General features: G+C 57.5%; 23 protein-coding genes. 14 read left to right on the top strand and 9 right to left on the bottom strand.

Translation table 11 applies throughout. The features are described from left to right. From AC0L7I_RS13445 to AC0L7I_RS13435, 3 genes are read right to left on the bottom strand one after another with little or no spacing between them, the layout of a single operon-like run. On the bottom strand, positions 1–2,028 hold the full coding sequence (locus tag AC0L7I_RS13445) for a ParB/RepB/Spo0J family partition protein (protein ID WP_473396931.1): 2,028 nt from the start codon (positions 2,026–2,028) through the stop codon (positions 1–3). Continuing rightward, positions 2,025–2,498, bottom strand: coding sequence for a hypothetical protein (locus tag AC0L7I_RS13440; RefSeq protein WP_473396930.1), 474 nt, complete (start codon positions 2,496–2,498; stop codon positions 2,025–2,027). Before AC0L7I_RS13440 ends, AC0L7I_RS13445 begins: the two co-directional genes overlap by 4 nt. Before the next feature lie 11 nt (positions 2,499–2,509). Next, positions 2,510–3,046 (bottom strand): antirestriction protein ArdA, encoded by a 537-nt coding sequence (locus AC0L7I_RS13435; protein WP_473396929.1) that lies wholly within the window; start codon positions 3,044–3,046, stop codon positions 2,510–2,512. Between the two features lie 390 nt (positions 3,047–3,436). On the opposite strand from AC0L7I_RS13435, the gene AC0L7I_RS13430 reads away from it, so the two are divergent. Further along, positions 3,437–3,886 carry a GNAT family acetyltransferase gene (locus AC0L7I_RS13430; RefSeq protein ID WP_473396928.1) on the top strand — a complete coding sequence of 150 codons (450 nt, stop codon included), beginning with the start codon at positions 3,437–3,439 and terminating at the stop codon, positions 3,884–3,886. Between the two features lie 324 nt (positions 3,887–4,210). Here AC0L7I_RS13430 and AC0L7I_RS13425 read toward each other — a convergent pair whose 3' ends face one another. Then, a complete protein-coding gene (locus AC0L7I_RS13425; protein WP_473396927.1) occupies positions 4,211–5,038 on the bottom strand; it encodes a DNA -binding domain-containing protein in 828 nt (275 codons plus the stop codon). A 248-nt stretch (positions 5,039–5,286) separates the two neighbouring features. Between AC0L7I_RS13425 and AC0L7I_RS13420 the strand changes: the two genes are divergently transcribed. Continuing rightward, on the top strand, positions 5,287–5,508 hold the full coding sequence (locus tag AC0L7I_RS13420) for a hypothetical protein (protein ID WP_473396926.1): 222 nt from the start codon (positions 5,287–5,289) through the stop codon (positions 5,506–5,508). 356 nt (positions 5,509–5,864) lie between these two features. Here the strand turns inward: AC0L7I_RS13420 and AC0L7I_RS13415 are convergent, their stop codons facing one another. The 3 genes from AC0L7I_RS13415 to AC0L7I_RS13405 all read right to left on the bottom strand — a co-directional run bounded on the left by AC0L7I_RS13415 (position 5,865) and on the right by AC0L7I_RS13405 (position 8,793). Next, positions 5,865–6,662: an SDR family NAD(P)-dependent oxidoreductase gene (locus AC0L7I_RS13415; RefSeq protein WP_473396925.1), complete on the bottom strand. Its 798-nt coding sequence runs from the start codon at positions 6,660–6,662 to the stop codon at positions 5,865–5,867. 18 nt (positions 6,663–6,680) lie between these two features. Continuing rightward, positions 6,681–7,919, bottom strand: coding sequence for an acetyl-CoA C-acetyltransferase (locus AC0L7I_RS13410; protein ID WP_473396924.1), 1,239 nt, complete (start codon positions 7,917–7,919; stop codon positions 6,681–6,683). 79 nt (positions 7,920–7,998) lie between these two features. Further along, complete coding sequence (locus AC0L7I_RS13405; RefSeq protein WP_473396923.1) at positions 7,999–8,793, bottom strand: enoyl-CoA hydratase/isomerase family protein; 795 nt, start codon at positions 8,791–8,793, stop codon at positions 7,999–8,001. Between the two features lie 131 nt (positions 8,794–8,924). Between AC0L7I_RS13405 and AC0L7I_RS13400 the strand changes: the two genes are divergently transcribed. The 9 genes from AC0L7I_RS13400 (at position 8,925) to AC0L7I_RS13360 (ending at position 19,355) form a co-directional block, all read left to right on the top strand. Continuing rightward, a complete protein-coding gene (locus AC0L7I_RS13400; RefSeq protein WP_473396922.1) occupies positions 8,925–10,043 on the top strand; it encodes an acyl-CoA dehydrogenase family protein in 1,119 nt (372 codons plus the stop codon). A 1-nt stretch (position 10,044) separates the two neighbouring features. Beyond that, positions 10,045–11,250, top strand: coding sequence for an acyl-CoA dehydrogenase family protein (locus AC0L7I_RS13395; RefSeq protein ID WP_473396921.1), 1,206 nt, complete (start codon positions 10,045–10,047; stop codon positions 11,248–11,250). Positions 11,251–11,344: 94 nt separating this feature from the next. Beyond that, positions 11,345–12,868: a class I adenylate-forming enzyme family protein gene (locus AC0L7I_RS13390; protein WP_473396920.1), complete on the top strand. Its 1,524-nt coding sequence runs from the start codon at positions 11,345–11,347 to the stop codon at positions 12,866–12,868. Positions 12,869–12,889: 21 nt separating this feature from the next. Further along, positions 12,890–14,182: an FAS1-like dehydratase domain-containing protein gene (locus tag AC0L7I_RS13385; protein WP_473396919.1), complete on the top strand. Its 1,293-nt coding sequence runs from the start codon at positions 12,890–12,892 to the stop codon at positions 14,180–14,182. Further along, positions 14,179–14,964, top strand: a complete 786-nt coding sequence (locus tag AC0L7I_RS13380; RefSeq protein WP_473396918.1) for an enoyl-CoA hydratase-related protein — start codon at positions 14,179–14,181, stop codon at positions 14,962–14,964. The genes AC0L7I_RS13385 and AC0L7I_RS13380 overlap by 4 nt, the downstream gene beginning before the upstream one ends. Then, positions 14,961–15,755: an enoyl-CoA hydratase/isomerase family protein gene (locus AC0L7I_RS13375; protein WP_473396917.1), complete on the top strand. Its 795-nt coding sequence runs from the start codon at positions 14,961–14,963 to the stop codon at positions 15,753–15,755. The genes AC0L7I_RS13380 and AC0L7I_RS13375 overlap by 4 nt, the downstream gene beginning before the upstream one ends. A gap of 2 nt (positions 15,756–15,757) precedes the next feature. Next, entirely contained in the window at positions 15,758–16,954 is a 1,197-nt protein-coding gene (locus AC0L7I_RS13370) for an acyl-CoA dehydrogenase family protein (RefSeq protein WP_473396916.1), read from the top strand. Continuing rightward, entirely contained in the window at positions 16,951–18,021 is a 1,071-nt protein-coding gene (locus AC0L7I_RS13365) for an acyl-CoA dehydrogenase family protein (protein ID WP_473396915.1), read from the top strand. Before AC0L7I_RS13370 ends, AC0L7I_RS13365 begins: the two co-directional genes overlap by 4 nt. Positions 18,022–18,083: 62 nt before the next feature. Next, positions 18,084–19,355, top strand: coding sequence for a cytochrome P450 (locus tag AC0L7I_RS13360; RefSeq protein ID WP_473396914.1), 1,272 nt, complete (start codon positions 18,084–18,086; stop codon positions 19,353–19,355). A 111-nt stretch (positions 19,356–19,466) separates the two neighbouring features. Here the strand turns inward: AC0L7I_RS13360 and AC0L7I_RS13355 are convergent, their stop codons facing one another. Then, positions 19,467–20,369: an NAD(P)H-dependent flavin oxidoreductase gene (locus tag AC0L7I_RS13355; RefSeq protein ID WP_473399158.1), complete on the bottom strand. Its 903-nt coding sequence runs from the start codon at positions 20,367–20,369 to the stop codon at positions 19,467–19,469. Positions 20,370–20,467: 98 nt separating this feature from the next. On the opposite strand from AC0L7I_RS13355, the gene AC0L7I_RS13350 reads away from it, so the two are divergent. Continuing rightward, on the top strand, positions 20,468–21,448 hold the full coding sequence (locus AC0L7I_RS13350; RefSeq protein WP_473396913.1) for an NAD(P)H-dependent flavin oxidoreductase: 981 nt from the start codon (positions 20,468–20,470) through the stop codon (positions 21,446–21,448). Between the two features lie 325 nt (positions 21,449–21,773). Here AC0L7I_RS13350 and AC0L7I_RS13345 read toward each other — a convergent pair whose 3' ends face one another. Beyond that, positions 21,774–23,336, bottom strand: coding sequence for an acyl-CoA synthetase (locus AC0L7I_RS13345; protein WP_473396912.1), 1,563 nt, complete (start codon positions 23,334–23,336; stop codon positions 21,774–21,776). 122 nt (positions 23,337–23,458) lie between these two features. Between AC0L7I_RS13345 and AC0L7I_RS13340 the strand changes: the two genes are divergently transcribed. Both AC0L7I_RS13340 and AC0L7I_RS13335 read left to right on the top strand, forming a co-directional pair. Continuing rightward, a complete protein-coding gene (locus AC0L7I_RS13340; RefSeq protein WP_473396911.1) occupies positions 23,459–24,274 on the top strand; it encodes a FadR/GntR family transcriptional regulator in 816 nt (271 codons plus the stop codon). A gap of 238 nt (positions 24,275–24,512) precedes the next feature. Beyond that, complete coding sequence (locus AC0L7I_RS13335) at positions 24,513–25,676, top strand: acyl-CoA dehydrogenase family protein (protein ID WP_473396910.1); 1,164 nt, start codon at positions 24,513–24,515, stop codon at positions 25,674–25,676. Positions 25,677–25,722: the final 46 nt, after the last annotated feature.

The following is a 25,722-nucleotide window of genomic DNA, read 5'->3' as shown; positions in this document are numbered from 1 at the left end:
TCAGGCAGCGTCTGCTTCGCAAGGCTCCATATCAGGCTGGGACGTGTCCTCGTCCTCACCTTTGAGCAGGCCTTCGATCCGTTCCCAAGCCTCGACTGTGGCGCACCCTGCGTCTTCGACAAGGCGGGTTGGCGGCACCTGCATCCAGCTGGGACGCCAGCCGGGGTTGGCGGTACAATCCACACCCTCGATCCGGTTCCGGATCAGGGCCTTCTGGACTTTGCCGCTTTCCTTGGCGACGCTTTCCGCCACACTCGGGGATGCAATGTCTGCAACCATCGCATTGATGGCCCGCTTGTCGCGGAGCAGGTCGAAAAAGGCCTCATCCGGCGACCAGAAGCGCCCAAGATCGGTACCGCAGACGTGCAGGACCGCCTCGACTACAGGCCCGCCTACTTCGAGCGTTTCGGCCATCGTGAGCGCCAGAACCTGCATGACTTCCTCGTGGGACATGGCAAGTAGGGCGGAGAGGGTTTCGCAGAGCGAGTAGGCATCGCCATTGGCGCGCGGACGCATCGCGCCGAGGGCGCTGAACAGTGTGTCTACCCGTTCCGATGCGGCATCGATTTCGGCCCGTGCAACAGAGGCCGCTGCGCTCTCATGCGTCTCGTTCTTTCGCGCGCCGCAGACATGCGGGCGGACATTCCAGAGCGACGATCCGGTGATGGCGTGGGCCACCATCAGGCGAAGGGAAATGGCGGGCGCAACCAGCAGGCTGGCGGCGGCAGCGCCTTGCCGGTGAAGACCGATATACTCCGCCATCGGGCCGGACATTTCGGGCTTGGTGTCAGCTGGTGCTGAGGCGGCTCCGTCTGCGGTCTGGCGCTTGGTTCGGCGCGCTTCGGAGGCCTTGAGCCAGCCCTCATGGAAGGTCACGGTGCCGTCATGGCGCTGCTCGACATAGACCTTACCGCCCTTCTGCTTGGTCGTCTGGACGTACTCCCAGCGCTGGAAATACGCCCCCCGCTCAAGACAGACCACATCGGTCCAGCCACGGGCCAGGTATTGCTCGATCCGGGTGGACACTTCTGCTGCCTGAGCCGTCCAAAAAGCCTCAGCATCCGCAAAAACAGCGCGCTCCCCGAACAGGTCTGACGTGATCGCGCCCTCATAGCGTTCAAGCTCGAACAGGGCCTTGTCTGTGGTGATCGTGCTGCCGCCCGTCACCCACGCCTTGCAGGCGCGTCCGAACGGCGCGCGCTCGGTTTCGCTGATCCAGAGCTTCAGCCATTCGGCCTGCTGGGCAGGCGTTGCCAGCGTCAGCGCGCGGATCGTCTCGCCGTCAATCTCGTCCTCGGCGTAGAGTTTGCGGATTGGCGCAGCGAGGCCCGCAAGGGCGAGCACACGCCGCACCAGAAGCTCGGTCACGCCGAAAAAGGTAGCGATGTCTTCGGGGGCTTTGCCTTCGTCTGCCAGCTTCCGGAACGCCACATACTGTTCCATCTCCGTAGCAGGCAGGCGGGCGACGTTTTCGATGATGGATGCCTCGATGGCGGAGGCCGCATCCTCCTCGCTCATGATGGCGCAAGGGACGAGCGGATTGGTGCCGGTCTCCTTCGCAAGTTCGAGGAGCGCGAAGTAGCGGCGGCGGCCCGCGATGACGCCGTATCCGTCGCCTTCGCGGCGAACGAGCAGCGTCTGCCGGATGCCTTTCTCGCGGATGGATGGCAGGATGTCGGACACGTCCGGCTTCTTGCGTCCATGCCGCATGTTGAGTTTCGACACGCACAGCTGGTCGAGCGGGATATGGGTAAGGTCTGGTTGTGCCATCGGGGTCTCCTTTGCTGGCGGATAAAGGGAGAGGCCAAGCGCCCATGCCGGGCCGCTCCAGTGAATGTCTGAATAGGGAAAGTCTTCCCGGTCGAAGGCGGGGGCCGGGTCTGTCCGGCCCCAGTCATAGTCGCGGATCGCGATGCGCGGGGCGCGCCCCGCAACCCAGATTTCGACAACGCGGTCGTCCTCGACGACCAGCGTCATCTGAGGTCGCGGACCCAGAATCCGCTCGCTCTCGGTGAGGGTGCGGCTCACGTCCGCGCCTCGCCTGCCGGAGTTGCGCGCAGGCGCGCAAGCACGGCGCGGGCGGTGTCCAGGGCCTCCGGCAGAAATTCGTCCACCAACTCGGTCAGGTAGGCATTATCCGATCCCGGATAGTTCGCCTCGACGCCCCAGAGGCTGGCGGCGTGAGCATCCAGAGTGACGCCTTCGAGTGCGACGGAGAGCACGATTCCGCAATAGAACCAGTCACCCTTTCGCCAGCCTTCCATGACGGCTTCGGCCTCGGCCTGCGCCTTGGCGAAGCGCTCCCGGATCCCGTTTCCGGGGCCGATAAATCCCGGCGCATCCTTGTAGAGTGACGGCCAGAACCCGTCCTGTCTCTGGTCGGGCGCATCCGGGCAATCGTCCAGGACGATTTGTGCCATCATGGTGAAGCCGCTAGCTTCGCAGGTGATTGTGTCACCTGCGCAGACGAAGGCGGCAAAGCGCTCAGTGAAGGTCATGGCCACCTCCTTCACCGTGTCCAGAAGATGTGGACTTCATCGAAGCCCGTTTGGAAGACGAGGATTTCGCCATTGAGCGCCATGTCGCGGGCGAGCGCCTGCCAGTCGATGTAGTATTCGAGGGAGGGCGGGATTTCGGTGCCGGTGTCGCGAGTCAGTTCCTCTGCGAATTCTGCGGCGGAACGATATTCGCCCGCATAGTCTTCGAACGCAGCCACGGCCGCGTCGAGGTCGTTGCCAAAATATCCATAGACCTTCGCGCCAAGGCGTCCGTGCTCAGTGATGAACTCGGCCAGTGCGCACACGGTCTCGAACGAGGCGTATTCCGAAAGGCTCGCGCCTTCGAAGCCTTCATAATCGTGGATCGCCCATTCCTCGGCACCGGGCAGCGGCGAGTCCGCCATCATGGCGCGAACCTCGCCCATGATCTCATCCGGCGTCGTCGCATCGATCCAGCGCCCGTGCAGGCAGCCATTATTGTAGGCCGCAAGGCACGCCACATAGATGCGGGGACGGTCCTCGGGCGGGGGGTGCGGTAGAAGTTCCAAGGGGTGCTGGGGTTGCGGTGTTGCAGGGCATGTCTGGTCTCCTTCTCTGCCGCGTTCCTCCCCGCGACAGGCGGGGGTGGGCGGCGGAAAAGGCCGGCAGGCCGGGCGGACAAGCGGCCCGGGCAAGGCGGGAAGGTAGGAGGCATTCAGACGCTCCGGAGCACACCCATCCCGTCGCCTTGCGCGGGTGGCGCGCCCGGCCAGACGTGCCGTCCGCCCGCACCCGCCGGGCGAGGATTCTTCGAGGTGTGCGGGGGAGGCGCGTGCCTGTGGCAAAACGGGCAACCCCGGTCACTCTGGAGCAGTTATTGCGCATCCCGGCGCTGGACTGCCCCGCAAACGGCATCTGCGCTGGCAAGACCCGTCCGAATCTTCCAGAACGGGGCGGCTATGACGATGCATGTGAGAGATTTCCGGGAAACGGACCGGGCAAATCTGGTCGCGTTGTGGCAGGCCTGTGGCCTGACGCGACCTTGGAACGACCCGAACGATGACATCGACCGGGCAGTAGCTACCCGCGATGCGACGATCCTCGTCGGCCATGTGGACGACCAACTCGCCGGATCGGTCATGGCAGGCCATGACGGCCATCGGGGCTGGGTCTACTATCTCGCCGTCGATCCGGCCTTGCAGGGCAAAGGACTTGGACGCGAACTCATGGAAGAAGCGGGCCTCTGGCTCCAATCCCGCGGCGCGCCCAAGCTCGAACTCATGGTCCGGGACGGCAACGACTACGCTGCAGAGTTCTATGAAGCGCTCGGCTTTGAACGCCAGGAGGTGACCGTCTACGGCAAGTGGTTGAAGCCGCTGCCGGAGGCGCAGCGGAAAGAGGCATCCTGAAACTTATGCCATGCCACGCGGCCGTGACCCCTCTGGCCGAATGGCCTGTGGGAAGCGCGTGCCGCGGCCCCCGGCCGGCGAGCCCCCGCAGCGCCGGCGCGCCCGGATGGGCAGGCCGGTGACCGGAGACGAGCCGGGCCAGTCGAAGGTCCTTGAGATAGTGAGAGCTCTTGCCGCCTGACCAGCCCCGCGTCAGCGGGCCAGGGGGAAGACGATGCCTGTTAACACGCGTAGTCTTCTTAGCAGCGAATGCCGCTTTGTGTCTCAACAACGACGCCGGACGGCGCATGACCTGTGGGTCCGATTCCGCCCGGATGCAGGGGACTATGCCGCTTGCGGAATTTTGGGCGATTGAACCAGGACGTCGCGATAGCCGCCGCCGACGAGTTCGATGCCGCGGTCCCGCGCCCGGCGCATTTCGTCCTTCATCGACCGGCTGGGGCCTGCCCACGCCTCGTCCGCACGATCCTTTCCATAAATCACGGCTGCGGTGTCCCGGAGTGAGAGGCCTGCCGCATGGCAGTCATATGCGACGAGCGCATTGCGCAAGATGAGTGCGCCGCGGCTCCAGTTGACTGGCTCCTGGATGGATCCGTCGCCGTAGATGCGATGAGCTTCCTTAAGGATCAGGTATTTCTCTTCCAGGCTCTCGCCGCCATCGATCAGGAAGCGCATCTTGACTGGCTCCATCGCAAGCAGGGACATGCCGGTGCAGCGAACCTGCACAACGCAACCATTCCCTTTGAGCAACAGGAGCTCACGACCCGAAGTGTCGGTCAGATGAAATATGCGGCAAACGCTCGTGGTCTTCTCGTAGATGTCACAAACCTCGCCCGGCGCACAAGGTCCGACCTGGACCTGAACCTGTCTTGGATAGATGCCAGCGGACCAGAACACATTGGCATCGAACCCATTGAGGGAAGGATCTGGGAAGAAGGCAAGACCCCAGCGTTCCGCATCACATTGGTCCGCACGGGGACGGATGATGATAATGTTTCGGCAAGCTTCGCGGATGGAGAGTTCTTCGGATCCATGCCGAGCCGCGTCTTCTAGAAAGTCGGGATTTCGCCGCAGGAATTCCCATGCCCAACGGCTGCGCGATAGCTTCCATGCGTAATCATAAGCCGGAATGCCAGTTCCGAGGCTTGTCATTGTGCCTGCTCCACCGTTCAATTTTCGCTCATGAGGAGAAGCAACTGAAATGCCAAGACACCCAAAAGTAGACGAAATTTTGCGCGGATTCGTTAATATTCGCGGTCGTATCGTTAGGAGTTGTGACCCATCTCTCGGAAGTCCGGCACCGTGGCAGTCGAGAGCAAAACGGGCATTTCGAAGGACAAGAGAATGCCGAGTCCTCACTGGGTTCCGGCCCCAGCTTGCAGGTCGTAGACGCGCGGAGAATGTTGCGGCGCTTTTTGTTTGAAGTGGAAATCATTGCGGCTGTCGATCACAAAGCCCAGATTCAACGGCTAATGGGGGATTGGCGTCAGATCGGTACAGAGAACCTGGATAACGCAACCATTGCCCTTGAGAAGACAGTGTTCCCGTTCCGACATGTCAGTGAACGGCGTGAACCGGCAGATGCCTGTTGTCCTGTCGTGGATTTCACAGACTTCGTCTGAAACCGGGTAGAGATATGAGTGTGAACCCACTACGGATCAAGGCCGCCGGATCAGAATGGATCCGCTTCCACGGCATTGTGACCGGAGTTGGGGAAGAAACCAACACACCAGTGTTCTGCCGCTGCTGGCAACAGAGACAGATGCCTGATGTCGCCTCTGGCGCACTTACGACCATCGGCTAACTGAAAGCTGCCAGCAGCCATCGTTTGAGCTTATATGGTCCGCAAGGCTGGACTATGGGCTGCTGCTTCTGTTGGCCCGTTTTCTTGTTATGAGCAAACTCCGCCGGACAACATCAGTGCAGAGATTTTGCTATGTTGTTTTGACTACAAGCTAGCGCAATCGGTGTGTTCAAGTTATCCTTGAGCGGAGTAACCACCATCCACGGATATTGTTGTGCCAGTCACAAAGTCCGATCCCTGAGAACACAGGAATGTGGCGACACCCGCCATATCTTCGGGCGATCCCCATCGTCCTGCTGGTGTCCGGCTTTCGATTGCCGCATAAAAGTCCGGCTGACTGGCCGCATCTGAGACGAGGTCGGTCAGGAGCCATCCTGGCAAGACCATGTTTACCTGGATATTGTGTTTCGCCCAGCTAACCGCGAGCGACTTGCCCAGACCGAGCAGACCAGCTTTGCTTGCCGCATATCCTGCTGCGTGTTCGCTGCCGAATATAGACATCATTGAGCCTATCAGAACGATTTTGCCAGCTTGAGCTTGCCGCATATGCGGGAAGGCAGCCTGGCAACAATAAAGCGCTCCGGTGAGATTGGTCTGTATGACAAGATCCCAAGCGTCGCCGCGCAGCTTATGAGCCGGTCCAGCAGCTGCCATCCCTGCATTGCATATCAATGCGTCGAGCCGATGATGTCGGTCCATAATCGACCCGACCATTTCGTCACAGGACTCTTTGGACGTTACGTCTACGGATGCAAATTCAGCATCCGGCCTGATTTGACCAAGCTGCAAAAGAGCTGACTCGGCTTTGTCGCGATCGCGGCCGGCGATGACGACAGTTGCGCCAGCTTTCGCCAGGCCTGACGCCATCCCCAGCCCGAGACCACCATTGCCGCCCGTTACAATGACGACCTTGCCTCGCAGATCGAAGAGCGAGGTGGCGCCGGGTGTCAGGTCGGATCCGGGTGAAGACAATTCACTGTCGCCCTGGATCTAAAGGCGTTCGATGATGATGGCCGGAGCCATGCCGCCTGCGGCGCACATCGTAACGAGGGCATACTTTCCGCCGGATCTTTCCAGCTCGTCCAGAGCAGTGCCGATCAGAATAGAGCCGGTTGCGCCGATCGGATGCCCGAGCGCCATGGCGCCTCCGTTGATGTTGACCTTCTGCCGATCAAGATCGAGATCGCGGATAAATTTCTCGGCAACCACCGCAAAGGCTTCGTTGATTTCCCAGACATCAATGTCTTCTTTGGACAGTCCGGCCCGTTCCAGCGCTTTGCGTGCTGCTGGTACAGGAGCATTCAGCATCAGCGTCGGACAGTCGCCGACATTGACCGCAGTGACGATACGCGCCCGCGGCTTCCAACCCTGCTTCTTTGCATATTCCGGCGACGCCAGGAGGATCGCTGCGGAACCATCGACTACGCCAGACGAATTGCCGGCATGATGAATATGCTGGATATCGATGTCCGGATACTTCGAGTTGATCAGCGACCGATAGGTGTGTCCTTCCTCGTCGACAGGGATGTCGGCGAGCGCCGCGAAGGATGCTTTCAGACCCGCGAGGCTTTCTTTCGTTGTAGACGGCCGTGGGAATTCTTCACGGTCCAGCGCAACAGAGCCATCTGCATTGTGAACAGGGATCAGGCTCTTCGCAAAGCGGCCCTCTTCGATCGCCCTCGCCGCCCGCTTTTGACTCTCGACCGCGAGTTCTTCGGTCGCTTCGCGACTGATACCTTCCATTGTTGCAATCGCATCGGCGCAGACGCCCTGGTTCGATTGGGGGTGCTTTTCCCTGAGCAAAGGATTGTCCTTATCCATCAAGGGCAGGCGGGAAGGGTCAGCCAGCGAAGCGGTGAAGGACATCATGTCTGTCCCACCTGCGATCACAAGGTCTTCCAGTCCGGACATGATTTGTCCTGCTGCAAAACTGACCGATGTAATCCCGGATCCGCAGAAACGATCCAATGTGACGCCGGATGCTTTGACGTCATACCCGGCCAGCAAAGCAGACATACGGCCGAGGTCGGCCCCCTGTTTGTCGACCTGTGTTGCGCACCCCCAAATAATATCATCGACCTCATCGGTCTTGATCCCGTTTCTCTCCTTGAGGGCCGACAGCACCGTCGCCCCCAGAATCTGTGGGTGGAGATGGGCGAGCGATCCCTTGCCGACCTTTCCGATACCGCGGGGGGTGCGAACAGCATCTATGATGTAGGCTTCAGCCATGGAGAACTCCTCAGATCAATAAATTATGACCTAGTTATATAAGTAAACGAATTTCGGCAAGCCGTATCCGGACGCAGAGCTACCGGACGGTGTAGGATTTCGCCTTCCCCATGATTGCTGCCCTGTCGACCTGGGACGTTCCGACGGGATTGCCGATCTGGCAGTATTTAAGCGCTGTTCGAAGTGCCACCGACCTGGGCATGTCGAGGGATTCCCAGATCGCCTTGACCGATCCGGAAGTCGCAGCAGTCGGCTTGGCGGCAATCATGGCAGCAAGCTCGGCCGCGCGCCCCCACAAGTCCTCGTTACTTGTGACCTCCGTTACCAGACCGAGGCGAAGCGCAGTGCTGGCTGAAATTCGCTCATCGTTGCCCAATAGAGTCATGCGCATGACGTCGCCGAGCGGCATCCGATAAGTCGCACCAATCGGCTCAAGCGCTGCGGTCATGCCGTAGGTGACGTGTGGGTCGAAAAATGTCGCATCCTCTGAACAGATCACGATGTCGCATTCGTTTATCCAGTAGAACGCGCCGCCAGCGGCCATGCCATGCACAGCGCAGATCACAGGCTTCCAGCAGCGATTGGATTTCGGGCCGAGCATTTCGCCAGGATCCTCTGCGACCCAGATATCATCATGCATGACGGAGCCACCGGGTTGAGATGCCGCCTTGACGTCGACACCACTCGAAAACGCCCGGCCGGGGGCGGCCCTCAGAACCGTACAGTGAATGCTCTCTGTTTCTGCGATGTGGCGCCAGGCTGAAGAGAAATCCGCCATCATCTGACGCGTAAATGAATTCATCGCATCGGGCCGGTTGATCGTAATTGTGGCTACGTTCCCGTCGACTTCAAACAATATGGTTTCGTATTTCATGAGGGTCTCCCTGCTTGTCCTTGTTGTCGCATTTGCCAGACTGCCATGGCACGATATCGACGTTAAGTGCTAATTGACCTAGTTATATAAGTAGGCAACAATGCACAAAACCACAGGGAGAAGAGGCAAGCATGAATTTCGATCTTGCTGAAGAGCAAAAAATGCTGGCTGAACAGGCTCGGAGTTTGCTTGTCGAACACTCTCCGCCCGACCGGCTGAGGCAGCTCATTGATGCCGGGGCAGACTGGGACGAACAGCTGTGGAAAGTGATCGCCGAACTCGGGTTTCTAGGCGCGCGAATACCCGAAGCGTTTGGCGGGCTCGGGCTTGGCAATCTCGATCTGGGCGTAATAAGTGAAGAAGTCGGGCGTTCGGTCGCGGCCGTTCCGATCTTTTCTTCGGTTGTGTGCGCTGCAGACGCCATCGCGACATTCGGGTCGGATCTTCAGAAAGAAAAATGGCTGCCTGGACTGGCGGATGGGTCTCTTGTCGGCGTATTCGCACATGCCGAAGGCCGACAAGGTTGGTGGCCTGCCACCCCATCAACCATAATTGCGGATGGGAAGCTGACGGGTGCAAAGTCTCCAGTCGCCGATGGAGGCATCGGAGATGTCGCGGTAGTCTATTCTTGCCATGAGGGAGAGCCAGCGCTGGTCGTTGTCGATCTCTCAGATGCCGGGGTATCGCGGCGCAAACTGGAAAGTTTCGACCAACTCCGGGCCCACTATCTCCTGGAGTTTCGGCAATCGACCGCTGAGGTGCTTGACGCGAGTATCGGAAATCTAGCCGCGATCCGGGCATTGATTGACCGTCTGGCGGTTCAAGCGACGTTTGAAGCCGTAGGCGGCGCCGAAGCGTGTGTGTTCATGGCTCGGGACTATGCACTTGAACGCAAAATATTTGGTCGTCCGCTCGCCAGCTACCAGGCGGTCAAACACAATCTTGCGAACATTCTGGTCGCAACGGAGTTCACTCGCTCGAACGCGTTCTATGCGGGCTGGGCGGCTGACAATGCGCCTGATGAGCTTGCGATCGCAGCAAGTGCAGCTCGTCTCAGTGCGGTGGATGCATACGAACAAGCCGCCCGGGAAAATCTCCAGGTTCATGGTGGGATCGGATATACATTCGAAGCCAATTGTCACTTCCACTATCGACGTGAACGAACGCTCGCGCTGACGCTCGGCTCCCGCCAATACTGGGCCGACCGGCTGATCTCGAACATTCCAGGCAGACAATCGAAGGCCGCTTGATATGGATTTCAAAGATACACCACAAGAAGCCGCTTTCCGCTCCGAGGTGAAAGCCTGGCTGGCACAGCATGCTCCGAAGCATGAATTGAACCCGGCAGAAAAAATTGATGACGCCGAAGAAGTGGCGCGCGGCAAAGCATGGCAGCGCGAGCTGTTCGACGGCGGTTATGCCGGCATGTTGTTGCCAAAATCGCTGGGTGGCCGGGGTGGAACAATCGTTGAGGCGGTAGTCTTCGACGAAGAGGAAAGCAAATATAACCTTCCAAAAGGTCCATATATCGGCATTGGCCTCGGCATGGCCCTTCCGGTGATCGGGAAGCACGGCACTGATGAGCAGATTCGGCGATTTGTAGAGCCCACCCTCAAGGGTGAACTGACCTGGTGCCAATTGTTCTCCGAACCCTCAGCTGGATCGGACCTGGCGGCTGTGAGAACTCGTGCTGTCAGGGATGGAGACGGCTACATCGTCAATGGACAGAAAGTGTGGTCGTCATGGGCACATCATTCTGACTGGGGCATCCTGGTGGTCCGTACAGATCCGAGTGTGGTGAAGCACAGGGGGCTGACTTTCTTTGTTGTCGACATGAAGTCGCCGGGGATTGATGTGCGGCCCATTCGTCAAATCTCTGGAGCCTCCGATTTTAATGAAACCTTTCTAACCGACGTCTGCATTCCTGCGGCCGACCGGATCGGAGCTGAAGGCGAAGGCTGGGCCTGTTGTATGACCGTCCTGATGGGCGAGAGGCTGAACCAGGGAGAAGCCGGGAGGATCGAGGAGCTAATGCAGTACGCTTCCGAAACCCCTCGGACTGGCGGTACGGCGCTCGACGACCCAGCGGTCAGACTCGCGCTCGCCAACGCCTACGCAGAAGAGCGCGCCGCAAAGTATTTCCAGGCACGCTTACGGACCATGGTGTCGAGAGGGGAAAATCCCGGCGCTCTGGCAGCGATGATGAAGCTGACCTATGCTTCGCGACTGCAACGCACATCGGGCCTCGCCATGGAGATCCGAGGGACAGAGGCATTGGCTCCTGCTGACGAACCGGTCGATACGCGTGAAATCTGGCATGATTATATCTGGGCGACAGCTCTTCGCATAGCCGGGGGAGCCGATGAGGTGCTGCGCAATCAGATCGCCGAACGCGTTCTCGGGATGCCGGGAGAAATGCGTGCGGACAAGGACATTCCCTTCGATCAACTGAAGTGATCCGCACAAATTTTTTATTTGCGCCTTTTCAGAAGGTGCACATAGTTATATAAGTAACGTTCGTAGGAACGTGCGCATCGCCGGAGGTCGCGGAATGTCTTTTCTGTCCAAATTGCTGAACGGCGTGCTCGATATCGACCATTCCGCTGACGTGATTGATTTCGAGAATACCTGGTATAGCTGGGGAAAGCTCGCAGGCACGGTGCGGGCAATTCAGGGAGAGCTCTCGCGTCTTGGTTTGGGCGAAGGCGCGCGGATTGGAGTATTCGTCCGCAATCACCCTGATGTCCTGGCTGCGATCCTGGCGGCGATCGGCGTCGATGGAGTCATGGTGTCGATAAATCCAATGCTCCCGGAAGACAAAATTCGTGCAGATCTCGCGCGCCTGAATTTGCCCGTCGTGATTGGAACGGGGGTCGATTTGGACCGCGCGGGCATCCTGCCGGAGCTCGAAAAAGCCGGTTCGGCCGTGATCGAAACAATGCCGGTCCTCAGTGGTGCGCGAATGCGCCCGGGCCACGAGGAAATTACCGGCAGTTCGATTGTGTACCAACAGCCGGGCGTCATCATTGAGATGCTGACGAGCGGCACGACGGGCACACCGAAAAGGGTCCCTCTCCAGAGAGAGGCGTTCCTTCAAAGCTTCAGATCGGCAATGTCGTACGAAAATGATCGGTCACCTGACGATCCGCCTCAGCTTCGGTCCGGAACGCAACTGCTGACCAATCCCATGGCCCATATCGGCGGCTTATGGGGCGCGCTTAATACAATCCTTGGAGGGCGGAAGCTCTGTATCGTCGAAAAGTTCTCGGTTGAAAGCTGGGCTGAGGCGATTGTTCGCCATAGGCCGAAAGTCGCGGGGGCTGTCCCAACCGGACTTCGAATGATTCTCGATGCCAATCTTCCTGCGGATACGTTCGAGAGTCTCAAGGCGCTGCGCACCGGCGCGCAGCCTCTCGATCCTGCCATCACTCTGGAATTCATGGAGCGGTATAATCTGCCCGTACTTCAAAACTATGGGGCAACCGAATTCTCGGGCGCCGTGGCCGGATGGACGCTCCGTGACTTTCATCAGCACTACAAGGACAAGCTTGGCAGCGTCGGGCGGTTTCAGCCCGGCGTAACGGGGCGTGTGGTTGACGAAGCGTCGGGCGCACCGCTCAAGGCCGGTGAAGAAGGGGTGCTTGAAATGAAGGCCCGCCAATTCGGCAATGGGGACGATTGGCTGCGGACAACGGATCGGGCCGTCATCGATGAAGATGGGTTCCTTTTTATCAAGGGTCGTGCCGACAACGCCATCATTCGTGGAGGTTTCAAGGTTCACCCGGATGATGTTGCTCAAGTCATTTCGGCACATCCGAGTATTCGCGAAGCCGTCGTCGTGGGGGTTCCGGACCGGCGTCTCGGCGCTGTTCCCGTTTGCGCCGTTATCCTGAAAACGGGGGCCAAGGCTCCGTCCGAAGATGAATTGAAGGCCTTCGCGAAGGAGCGGCTCGTCGCTTACCAGGTGCCCGTCCGATGGATGATCGTCGATGACGTGCCTCGGACACCTTCGATGAAGCCGGCGCTGCCAGCAGTCCAGGAAATGTTTGAGAAAGAAGCGCCGCAATCGGCATAATCGCAATCACGAGGAAAAAAAATGGCTACGACAAAATCAGACGAGAAGAACATCCTCGAGAGCGAGGAATGGCAAAAGGCAACCGAGTACGAGATCACAGACGAGGATATTGAGCGCCAGAACAAGCTGCTCGGTCATATGTCCCCGTCCAAGCATCGCGAGTACAATCAGACGGCGACGATCGACAATATCCGGAATTGGTCGCACGGTTGTGGCGACGACAATCCGCTTTTCTGCGATCCCGACTATGCCAAGGGTACCCGCTGGGGCGGCGTTATCGCACCGGGAATGATGATTGGGTCTGTCAACTCACCGATGCGAGGCGATCCGACACCGGATCATGTCAAAAAACTTCGCAAGTCGCTGTTCCGCGGCATCCACGTCTTTGTGTCGGGGTCCAAGTGGGATTTTTACCGCCCGATGCGCCCCGGCGACACGATCTATTCGTACAATGGCGACGAGACCTGCGAGGTGAAATCTTCCGAATTCGGTGGCCGATCGGTCATCTGTGTCCGTAAGGATGTGAAGGTAAATCAGAATGCGGAAGTCGTGGCGGTTTACCGGATTCTCCGAATTCTCACCGAACGAAAGACCGCTGCCAAGAAAGGCAAATACAGCCATATCGAGCCAGCGACTTACACCGATGAAGACATCGCGGCAATCGATGCCGTATACGAACAGGAGCAGGTTCGCGGAGCAGAAACGCGCTACTGGGACGAAGTCGAAGTCGGTGACACGCTCGGCAAAATGGCGAAGGGCCCCCTGACCGTTACCGACGTGATCTGCTTCCACTCTGGTGGATACGGCTTCGTGCCCTACGCGCCGACGGTCGGCCGGCTTGCCTACAAGAACCGCCAACGGATCGCGCCATTCTACATCAAGAATGAGTACGGCGTTCCGGACGTTGCACAGCGTCTGCATTGGGATCCGCTCTGGGCCCAGGCGATTGGCAATCCGATGGCCTATGACTATGGCGTCATGCGGGAGAACTACCTCTTCCACTATCTTCAGGATTGGGCTGGTGATGATGGCATCATCACGCATGTGCATGATGAAATACGTAAGTTCAACTATATGGGCGACACGCAATTCATCACAGGCGAGGTCGTCGGAAAAAGAGAAGAGAACGGCCAGGCGCTGATCGATGTCATGGCGCAGTTCATCAACCAGCGTGACGAAGTCACGGTCAAGGCCACCGCTACGATCGCACTGCCCAAGAAGGGGCGAATGGCGATGTATCCGGAAGTGCCGGCGGACCTTGCTGAAGAAGCTGCGCGTATGATGTCCCGACACTGGGACCTGTCGAAGAAATGAGCGATCAGCAAACCGTCCTTATTAACGACGTCGAGGGTGTCAGGATCATCACGCTTAATCGGCCGGACCGGTTGAATGCATTGAATGATTCCATCATGGCACCGCTCGCGGTCGCCGTGTGGGACGCCGCCGAAGACGCTGCGGTCGGTTGCGTTGTGATAACGGGTGCTGGCCGGGGCTTTTGCTCCGGCGGCGACCTCAAGGGTGACCGTGCTCCGGCGATCGTCGATCGCGAACGAGGCAGCATCGTCGAACAAAGCCATGTGCGCCTACGAAAGCATATGGAGACCGCTCGTTTGTTGCACGACATGAGCAAGCCGACCATTGCCATGATCAACGGCCCCGTTGCGGGCGCCGGTATTGGGATAGCGGGAGCTTGCGATCTGCGTTTCGCCGCGCAGTCTGCAACCTTCCTTGCCGCATTTGACAGGATCGGCGGCGCTGGCGACTTTGGATCGACCTGGTTCTGGACCAAGATCCTGGGAACGGCGAAAGCGAGGGAGCTGATGTTCCTCGGCGAAAAGTACGATGCCGATGCGGCCCTTCAGTTCGGGCTATATACAAAAGTGTTTGCCGATGACGCGCTCCGTGAACAGACTTTGACGGTTGCAAAGCGCCTCGCCGGTGGACCGCGCATGGGTTGGCGCTACATGAAAGCCAACCTCAATCATGCCGAAGACGGCCAATTTGAGCCTCACCTTGATCAGGAAAGCCTGTTCATGGGTCTCTCCACCCAGGCGACTGCGCGTATCTATAAGGCCTCGAAAGAATCCTCAAAATGAGCGTTTTTGAGGATATTCGCATCAGTCGTGACGAGCACATCGCCACGCTGACGATCAGCCGCGGCGATGGTCGCAATGCCCTCCGACCTCAGACGCTTGCCGAAATGTGTGAAGCGCTGGACGCCCTCACCGATGACCCTCTTGTGCGGGTGATTGTACTGGCCGCTGACGGCAAGCACTTTTCGGCAGGCGCTGATTTTGAATTCCTGAAGGACCTGAAGAACAAATCCGCGGCGGACATCAAGAGCGAGGTTTACCGGTATTTCCAGGGGGCGGCCCGGCGGCTCTATAACTGCCCGAAACCGACGATCGCTTTGGTCAACGGTGCCGCGGTTACGGTAGGCTGCGAGCTGGCGCTTGCTTGCGATTTCCGTATCGGGGACACGAACGCGATGTTCCAGGAAAGCTGGATCAAGCTAGGTATCATGCCGCCCCTCGGCGGCCTCTTCCTGCTGCCTCGCTTTGTCGGGCTCGGTCGAGCGAATGAAATGTGCCTCCTGGCCAGCCAGGTTCGGGCCGAGGAAGCGCTGAAGATCGGCCTCGTACGTGAAATCGTGGAGCCGGACCAATTGGAAGTCCGCGGGAAGGAACTGGCGGTTGAGCTCGCTGCAACGGCGCCAACGGCATATGCGTCGGCAAAAGAAGCGATTCATCGCGGCATGGAAAGCTCCATGCACGCCGAATGGACAGCTAATCTTTCCAGTCAGGCGATCCTTTTGAGTTCGGAAGACTTTTCCGAAGGACTCGATGCGGTGCTTTCGCGCCGGCCACCGAAATTCACCGGGAGATAAGTATGGATCTCAGCTATGGACCAGCCGCAGAAGCCTTTCGCAATGAGGTTCGCGCATTCGTCAAAGGCAGATGGTCGCCACAATCGGTCGACCGTTCCGAATTGAAGGCCTATATAGCCGGGTTCAGGAAGGCGGCGACCGAGGCCGGATATCTCTATCGGGCAATCCCCAAGGCATGGGGTGGGTCGGAACAAGAACCTGATGTCATTAAAGCTCAAGTGATCCGGGAGGAGTTCGCGCGCGCGCGGGCTCCCATGGAGGTGCCGGGGAACGGCATGAACATGCTGGTGCCGACATTGCTTGAACGCGGCACTGAAGAACAGAAGAAGCGTTTCATTCCGCCAACGATGGCGGGCGAGTTTATCTGGGGCCAGGGATATTCCGAACCCGGAACAGGCTCGGATCTCGCCTCCGTCAGGACCAAGGGTGAACTTGTCGGGGACAAATGGGTCATCAATGGCCAGAAGATCTGGACAAGCCAGGGCGACAAGGCCACCCACATGTTCGCATTGGTGCGGACTGAACCCGATGCCGGCAAGCATGATGGCATTTCCTATCTGCTGATTGATCTGGATCAGCCGGGTATTTCGCGGCGTCCCATTCGGCAGATGACCGGGGAAAGTGGGTTTTTCGAGTTCTTCTTCGACAATGCCGAAACCCCCGCGAGCTGGATTGTCGGCGAGCGAGGCCAGGGCTGGAATGTTTCTCGCACCACCTTGAAGCATGAACGCGCATCGATCGGCTCGGCGTCCATGCTTGCCAACCAGTTTGAGAAGCTGGTCGAGCTTGCCAAGGAGATGACCCGGCATGGTCAGCCTGCGATCAAGGATCCGGAGGTACGACAGGCGCTTGCACGGATCGAGGGCTGGGTCATGTCGCACAGGTTTTCTTCGTATCGGATCATGTCGAATGCCATTCACGGCGAAGATGCCGGTATCATTTCCCTCATGATGAAGTTGCTGCTGACAGAAATAGGTCACGACATTGCACTGACCGCGCAGGACCTGATCGGTGATGAAGGCCTCATCGAACCAGCTCCGCCGGGTACACGCGGACGGGGGCCTGAAAAGTGGTTGGATCAGATCATGGGGTCTCTCGGTAATTCCATCGCTGGAGGCACGACAAATATCCAACGAAATATTATCGGAGAGCGTGGACTCGACTTGCCTCGGGATCTTGCAATGGAGCGGGGCCAATGAGATTCCATCTCGATAGTGACCAGACGGCCATCCAGGATACCCTGTTCGGCGTGGTCTCCGATGTGTTGACCCGCGAAAAGCTCGATGCATTCGTCAATGACGAGGAAGATTTCGAGCCGGAGAGCTGGACGGCTGTAGCCGACCTTGAGTTTTTCGGCCTTATGGTGCCCGAAGCGCACGGTGGATCAGGCCTCGGATTGCTGGAAGCGGCTCTTGTGTCAGAAGCGCTCGGGCGCGCTGCCGCACCCGGACCATTCATTGGACAATTCCTTACGGCCATTGCGCTGTCTTCCACGGTCAATCGAGACGCTCAGGATGCGTTTCTCAAAGGCATCGCGCGCGGCGAAATGGTCGCGACATTTGCCTTTGGAGGAAACTGGTTGCCAGAAAGCTGGACGGTGGAGGTCGATGATAAAGGGGCGCGCGGAGAGGTTCGTATCGTCCTTTCGGCGAAAGCGGCACGCCTGTTTTTGACGGGCACCTCGAACGGTGGGATTGCGCTTGTTGAAGCAGGGGAAGGGGTGTCCATTACCGACCAGAAATCGACAGATCGCAGCCGTCCTGCATCTGCGGTCAGTTTCGATGGCGCAACGGCGCATATCCTTTTTGAGCCGGGTGACCCCATGGTGCAGCGGCTGTTTGATGCGGCTCTGATACTGATTGCTGCTGATGCATTGGGCGGAGCGCAATATTGCACTGATCTCTCCGTCTCCTATGCCAAGGAACGTGAGCAATTCGGTCAGCCAATTGGGCGCTTTCAGGCACTGAAGCATCAGTTGTCGACCATGGCGCTCAATGTTGAGCCGTCCCGCTCGCTTGTCTGGTATGCGGCGCATGCCTGGGACACCCAACAACAGGACACATCCCGCGTGGCGGCCCTGACAAAGGCGCATCTGTGCGATCGGTATGTCCAGGTCGCTCGCGATGCGATCGCTGCGCATGGTGGCATTGGCTACACGTGGGAGTATGGGCTGAATATCTGGTTTCGGCGGTCAGTGTTTGATCGCGCCGTTTTTGGCAGCCCGTCGATACATCGCGCGCGGGCAGCGGACCTGGCAGGCTGGTGATTCCGGCATTCGCCAGGCTGCCGGCACTGACGATCGACCATGAGCATTTGAGGAAGCAAGCTATGAAACTCGGAGACGTAGATCTCACCAGCCCTGATGCCTTCGTGGAGGAAGTGCCGCACAGCTACTTTCGGTTTCTGAGAGAAGAGGCGCCAATCAGCTTTTCGCCACGAGCTTCAGATGGTGGGTTCTGGAACATCGTGAGATACAATGACATTGCCGAAATAGAAAAGAATGTCGACGTTTTCTCGTCGCGCGCCAATGTATCACCGATCGCAGTCAGCGAAGCACAGCTTGCCAATACAATCGACCGCTCGATTATTCTGTGCGACCCTCCTCAACATACCTTTATTCGTAAATCCATCTTGCACGGCTTTACGCCAGTCGCGATCAAACGCCTTGAAGAGGCGATGAAAGTCTACGCCCGGCGAGCAGTTGATTCAGTCATCGAGAGAGGACAGTGCGACTGGCACGACGTCGCTGCCTATACGCCGATCGAGATCGTGGCGGACATATTGGGTGTACCGAAGCCCGATCGAAATAAGCTCTTCGACTGGGCAAATGCGATGTTTGGACAAACTGATCCTGAGCTGAGCAATCAGCAAGCGGCCCAGCTTGGGGGCATGCAAATGATTGCATATGCGATGAATGCGGCGGATCAGCGCCGAAAATGTCCGATGGAAGACGTATTTTCCATGATTGCCAATGCGACTGAGGGCGGCCGCAAACTGAGTGACGAGGAGATTGGAGCAACATTTATCGTTCTTGCGACAGCTGGAAACGAAACCACTCGTACCCAGTTTCTGCACGGAACAATTGAACTCATTTCACGACCCGACATTGCCGAAGAGATACGCAAAGACCTGTCCTTGCTCCCGAACGCGATTGAGGAGATGCTGCGCTGGACAACACCCGCACTCGGATTTGCCAGGAAGGCGCTGAAGGATCATGAGCTGCACGGTCAGACCATAAAAGCTGGCGACAGGGTCATGCTCTGGTATTGTTCAGGCAATCGCGATGCGACCGTATTCGAACAGCCCGACACGTTTGATATCCGGCGCCACAATGCCAAGCAACATCAGGCATTCGGCGCGATGGGGGGTATCCACCGGTGTCTCGGCGGGATGCTCGCCAGAGCCGAATTGAAGGCAATGTTTGAAGAAATGCTGACTCGCGTGGCAGACCTTCAACTGGACGGTCCCGTGTCCAGGCTTCGATCAAATTTTACAAACGGGATCAAGCGCCTGCCTGTCAGGTTTACGCCAGGAGTGCGGCTCGGCGAGGGCGAAGCTGAGCTTTATGCTACGGCTCCGCACAGGGACCCCGCTGAGTAATCTTCGATAATGGCAATTGCGACCGACAGCCGAGAGGTGGGATCATCTGGCCAGAATAAGTCGGGATTGCAGGGTAGCGCCAACGCTGACTGTGGCGGCGTCGGCGAGGCCTCAACTTTTGCGTGCGAGGCGGTATTCTCGTTCGAGGTTTTCCACAAGCTCTCGCACGTTTGGAATGTCCTTGATGTTTGCTGCGCTTTGGCCGGCACTCCAGACGTCGTGCCACGGTCGCATATTTTGCGGAAGGGTCGCTTCGCGCAGCCTCCGAGGGTCCTGATCAAGTCCACTCGACCTCAGAGACGGTACGAGAAAGTTTGCGCCGATGCCGACAATGTTTTCTGTCCAGACGACATCCGACATTCCGGCGTCCGCAATCATTTGTTTGTGCAGTTGAGGTGATCCAGATTCCTGCGTTGCAATGAATCGAGTTCCCATACAGACCATGTCGGCTCCAAGAAGTTCTGCAGCTGCGATACCTTCGCCACTGGCCACGCCGCCCGCGAGCTGGATAATGCCATCGAAGAACCGCCGGACAGCAGGCACGAACGCGAACGGGCTGAGCAGTCCGCCAAGGCCGCCCGCCCCAGCGCAAACGAGCATCAAGCCATCCACTCCGCACGCGGCAGCCTTCTCAGCCTGCTCAACAGTTGTTGCATCGTGAATGACAATGCCACCCCAATCATGCACCTGTTTTACGAGCTCCGCCGGGTTCCCAGCATTGCTGGTGATGATTGGTAGCTTCAATGACCTGCAAACTGCGATTTCGTCCTTGAGCCGGTCAGTGGGCTTGTGCCGGGAAATATTGATATTGACGGCAAAGGGCGGTGGTGACTTCCCGGCGTCGCGAAGCGTTCTGTCGTGTGCGAGCAGGTCTTCAGCCCAGTTTAGCAGACCGCGATCTTGGGCTGCGTTATGGGTCGGAAAGCAGCCAATAATTCCTGCTTCCATACAGGCGCACACCAGATCAGGGACTGAAGCGACGGACATCGGTGCGGCCATGAGGGGCAAGCGCATATTAAGCCCGGACAATTTCGGGGACATTTCCGATTTCCTTTTGCGTGACAAACTATATAACCTAGTGATATAAGTAAGACGAGTTCAAGGAGCAATCTATGGCATTCAAGACACGGATTACGGAGCTGCTCGACATCGAGCATCCGATCGTACAGGGCGGCATGCAGAGCGTCGGGGTTGCTGAGCTCGCCTCAGCAGTTTCGAACGCGGGAGGGTTGGGAATTTTGACAGCGCTGACCCAACCGACTCCCAACGCATTGAGAGATGAAATCGAGAAATGTCGATCAATGACGGATAAGCCATTCGGCGTGAACCTGACCGTGTTCCCCACAATGAATTCTCCTGACTATGTAGCATACACGAATGCGATCATCGAAAGCGGAGTGACCATTGTGGAAACGGCCGGGACTTCAGCGGTCGCTGAATTCTGGGACATGATGAAGCCACATGGGATTCGCATTCTTCACAAATGCACCTCTGTGCGACATTCCCTGTCCGCCGAACGAAAAGGCGTTGATGCGATATCCATTGATGGTTTTGAATGCGCAGGTCACCCCGGTGAAGATGACATTCCTGGGCTCGTCCTTATTCCGTGCGCGGCAGACAAGGTTTCGATTCCGATGATTGCATCGGGCGGATTCGGGGATGGGCGTGGCCTGCTTTCCGCATTGGCGCTAGGAGCCGATGGGATCAACATGGGGACTCGCTTTTGTGCGACCCAAGAGGCGAAAATTCATCCCAATGTGAAGCAAGCCTATGTGGACAATGATGAGCGGGGAACACACCTCATCTTTCGGCAGTTTCACAATACGGCGCGCGTCGGGAAGAGCGTCGTGTCTGACAAGGTTGCAGAAATACTGAAAACCCCAGACGCGAAATTCAAGGATGTTGCGCCGCTCGTTGCTGGTAGCGCAGGTCGGGAGTTGCTTGAGACAGGTGACCTGTCGAAGGGGGTTTTCTGGGCGAGTATGGTACAAGGACTGATCCACGATATACCTACCGTAAAGGAACTCGTCGACAGGATCATCACCGACGCGGAGCGTATCATGGATGATCGCCTCTCACATATGCGTGTGTGAGAGCGTGCCGAGATAGTGCTTGATATGCGGTCATGAAATTTTCTTGCCCAGCCATCAGCAGCAATAGTTGATCTTGTGATTGCGGATCAGGAGTGCGGGCTGCACGGGAAACGAGCAGCCCGCTGAATAATCAGAAATACGTCGAGCAGTTCGCCCCGATCTGTCCCGTCCGTTCACTGCGGGAGGGGAGCTTGCGCGGTAGCGCAATGGACATTCGAATGGCTATCAGGCCTATTCCTCGTCCCCGAAACAGAGACCGGAAATAGTTCACACTACGGACCGAACTTTCATCCGGAGCAGGCAGCCAGCGCCTGTTTGCCTGCACTCAATGTCCGCGATTTTGCGAAGGGTGATCGGCAGGCCAGTACTGTGCCTTCAACTTATTCTTGTAGAGCTTTCCATTGTCGCCGCGTGGTAGCGATTCAACGAAGTCAATCGATTTCGGGCATTTGACGCCCGATAGTTTTGACCGACACCAGCTCTCCAGTTCGGCGCGGAAAGCAGGAGTCATATTGTCTGCCAGGACCGGCTGAACAACGGCTTTCACTTCTTCGCCCATCTCGGCATTGGGAACGCCAAAGACGGCTGCATCAAGGACTTCCGGATGCGAGATCAATACATCTTCGATTTCCTGGGGATAGATGTTCACGCCGCCGGAAATGATCATGAATGCCTTGCGATCCGTCAGGAAAAGGTAGCCGTCTTCGTCAACGTAACCAACATCGCCCAGTGTTGACCATGTGCGATGTACAGGATGGCGCGCGTTGCGGGTTTTCTCATCATCATTGAGGTATTTGAAATCCCAGCCACCTTCGAAATAAACCAAGCCAGGCTTATTGGCCGGAAGCTCCTGGCCATCATCGTCACAGATGTGGATCGTCCCCCAGTTCGCCCTGCCGACGGATCCTGGCTTTTTGAGCCATTGCTCAGATGTGATCATTGTCGAGCCGTTTCCTTCTGAGCCGCCATAGTATTCGATAAGGATGGGGCCCAGCCAGGAAATCATCTGGCGCTTCACATCGACGGGGCACGGTGCGGCGGCGTGGATAACGGTCTTCAGGCTGGAAACGTCGAAATTCGATCTAATGGACTCCGGCAAGCGAAGTAAACGGACAAACATGGTTGGGACCATTTGGGTTATCGTGACTTCAAATTTGTCGATCGCAACCAATGCTTCAACCGGATCGAATTTGTTCATTACGATTACCGTGGCGCCTAACCTGTGGCAGGAGGTGCAAAACGCGAGCGGGGCAGTGTGGTATAGCGGAGCGGGTGAAAGATAGACACTGGATTCGTTGATGCCGTAGGTGTCCCGCGCACGGTCTGCGAGTGGGTGCTCAGCAGTCGCTGATCCTCCGGTAAGTGGCTGACGTATTCCCTTGGGCCGACCAGTCGTTCCGGATGAATAGACAACGTGAAATCCGGCTGATTCATCCTCGATGGGGTGCTGGGGGAAGGTCGAAAGCTCCGCGCCCCAATTCTTGGCGCGCGGGAAATCTCCCTCCAATGCGAAGATAAGCTCAATCGTATTCGGCAGGGCCGAGCCAAGTAATTCTTCAGCGTGGCGAATGGATTCGCTGGTTAACAGAAGCCGGGCGCCACTGTCTGATAGAATGTACGCTGCCTCTTGCGCCGTCAGCGCTGTGGAGATCGGGGTGATATAGAGGCCGGCCCGTTGTGCGCCCCAGTAGGCAACGAAGTAGTCCGGGCAATTTTGCAGCCAGATGGCGATCGTGTCGCCGGTCTTCAATCCAGATGATCGGAAAAGGTGCGCGGCACGGTTGGCGCTTTTCTCCAGTTCGCTGTAGGAAAGCGAAGAACTTCCGTCCGCCATTACGACGGCGAGGTGGTCGCCCATCGAATAGGCATGATGTCTTGGGTGCGTCATGGATATCTCTCGATCGTCAACAATTTTGAGCGGTATTCTGGTAATTATTCTCGCTCCTGTTACACTAGGTTATACATTTGAGTGCACACTAGCTAAAGAGCGTTACGCGGAAAGAAATGGACATGGAATCAGAGTCAGCGACGTCCCAGGCGAGTGGGAAGGCAAGCTCCAGATCGGCCAATAGGATTCGCACGCCGAAGACCTCAGAAGTTGTCGCAGATCAAATTCGCGCGCAGATCATCAGAGGCGAGCTCAAAGAGGGTGACACTTTGCCGCCCGAGGGGCAGCTTATGGATGCTCTCGGCGTGTCGCGGCCTACTCTTCGAGAAGCTTTCCGTATTCTCGAAGCCGAGAACCTTATCAGCGTGACGAGAGGTTCCCGCTCCGGAGCGTCTGTACATGCTCCGAGAGTAGAAGTTGCTGCTCGTTATGCAGGCTATGTACTGCAGTCGCAAGGAACGACAATTGCTGATCTATACGCTTCGCAGATGGCAATTGAGCCGTATGCCGTTCGGACGCTCTGCAGGATGCGCAACAACACCGATGCAGTAAATGCGCTCCGTGAGCATTGCGCCTATCTCGAGAAACTCGTCGAGGAGGAGCGTATCAGCCTCTTCACTCGCGGCGTCGCAGAATTTCATGGTCTGCTTGTAAAGCTGACAGGAAACAAAACCCTGACCCTGGTAACCAATTTGCTGCAGAATCTGATGGCCAATCACAAGGCCGACCTGATGCGGCGCGATATGATTGAAAACGAAGATCGCTTGAAACGGCTGAATGGGGCCATCAAGTCTTACAAGAAGCTGATCAAGCTGCTTGCGGACAAGGAAGAGGAAGCAGCGGTGGCGCATTGGCGGCTGCATTTGAAAAATGCGCATGCGTCATGGGCGCGAGCTGGCGAAGGAGATCGCATTGTTGATGCGATCAATGCTTACTAGCGAACGGCCAAATACGGTCCCTCTTATCCTTTAGTTTCCAGTATTCTGGTTCGGCTGCCTCGTTCCGTTTTGCAGCTTTTGCTAGATTCCAAGAAGGCGTTCCTGGATTGACTGCCAAGTGGTCGCGGTTAGCGGCCGTGGCAGGCATGGTCGGATGTCTGGGTGTTGAGTTATTGTACTAGGTGTGCTTGGTGTTCGGCGGAGCCGCTGGGTCGGTGACTTTTCCAGGAGACGCTAGATGTACGACCTCAACCTACCAACGGCGCCATCGCTGAACGACGATGAAATTCGAATGTTTGGTGACGCTGCCGAGAAGTTCTTTTCCCGGGCAGCCCCTCCGTCGCGAATTGAGAAATGGATTTCAGATGGACAGGTTGAACGCGAATTCTGGAAGGAGGTCGGCGAGGCGGGATTCCTCGGCGTGAGCGTTCCTGAAGAGTTTGGCGGCCCGGGCGGCGACTTTCGGCATGACATCATTCTCTGCGAAACATGCCAGCGGCTGGGTCTCGAAGGTTTCGCAATCACACTGCACAATGTGATCGTGACGCCCTACATCATGCTGCACGGAACCGCGGAGCAAAAGGCGCGGTGGCTCCCGAAGCTCGTGTCAGGTGACCGGGTGTGCGCAATCGCCATGAGCGAACCAGGCGCTGGATCGGATCTACAGGCCATTCGGACCACAGCCATCAGGGAAGGAAACGGCTATAGATTGAACGGGTCAAAGACGTTCATCTCCAATGGGCAAGTCGCTGACTTCATTGTGGTTGTCTGCAAAACGGATCCCGAAAAGGGGGCTCGAGGCGTGTCTTTGCTTGTCGTTGAAACGGACGGGCTTGAGGGGTTCAAGCGCGGAAAGAAACTCGACAAAATTGGACACGAAGCTCAGGATACGTCGGAGCTTTTCTTCGACAATGTGTTCGTGCCCGCCGACAATTTGCTCGGCGGCGAAGAGGGGAAGGGGTTCTTCCAGCTGATGGCAGAACTCCCCAGAGAGCGGCTCATCATCGCGGTCAACTCGGTGATCGCCATGGAAAAGGCGATAGGCTGGACGATAGAATATACGCGACAGCGCAAAGCGTTCGGACAGGCGGTTTTCGACTTCCAGAATACGCAGTTCAAGCTTGCCGAATGCAAGGCCAAGGCGGTGGTGGCGAGAACGTTCGTCAACGATTGCATCGAAAAGGCGGTAGTCGGAACGCTGGACAACGACACGTCGGCCATAGCCAAAATGTGGGTCACAGACACCGAGTGGGAGATAGTCGACGAGTGCCTGCAGCTGCACGGCGGATATGGCTACGTGAATGAATATCCAATTGCCCGGCAATTCAGAAATTCGAGAATACAGAAAATATACGGGGGATCAAACGAGATCATGAAGGTCCTCATTGCCAGGGGTCTATAGGCCGTGGCCGCGCTCCAGTCGATTTTGAAACCTGCAGAACCGGCTC

This window comes from Hyphomonas sp. J20-32 (assembly GCF_055808555.1).
Note: the sequence above shows the minus strand (reverse complement) of the source record. Positions and strands in the feature narration are given on the sequence as shown.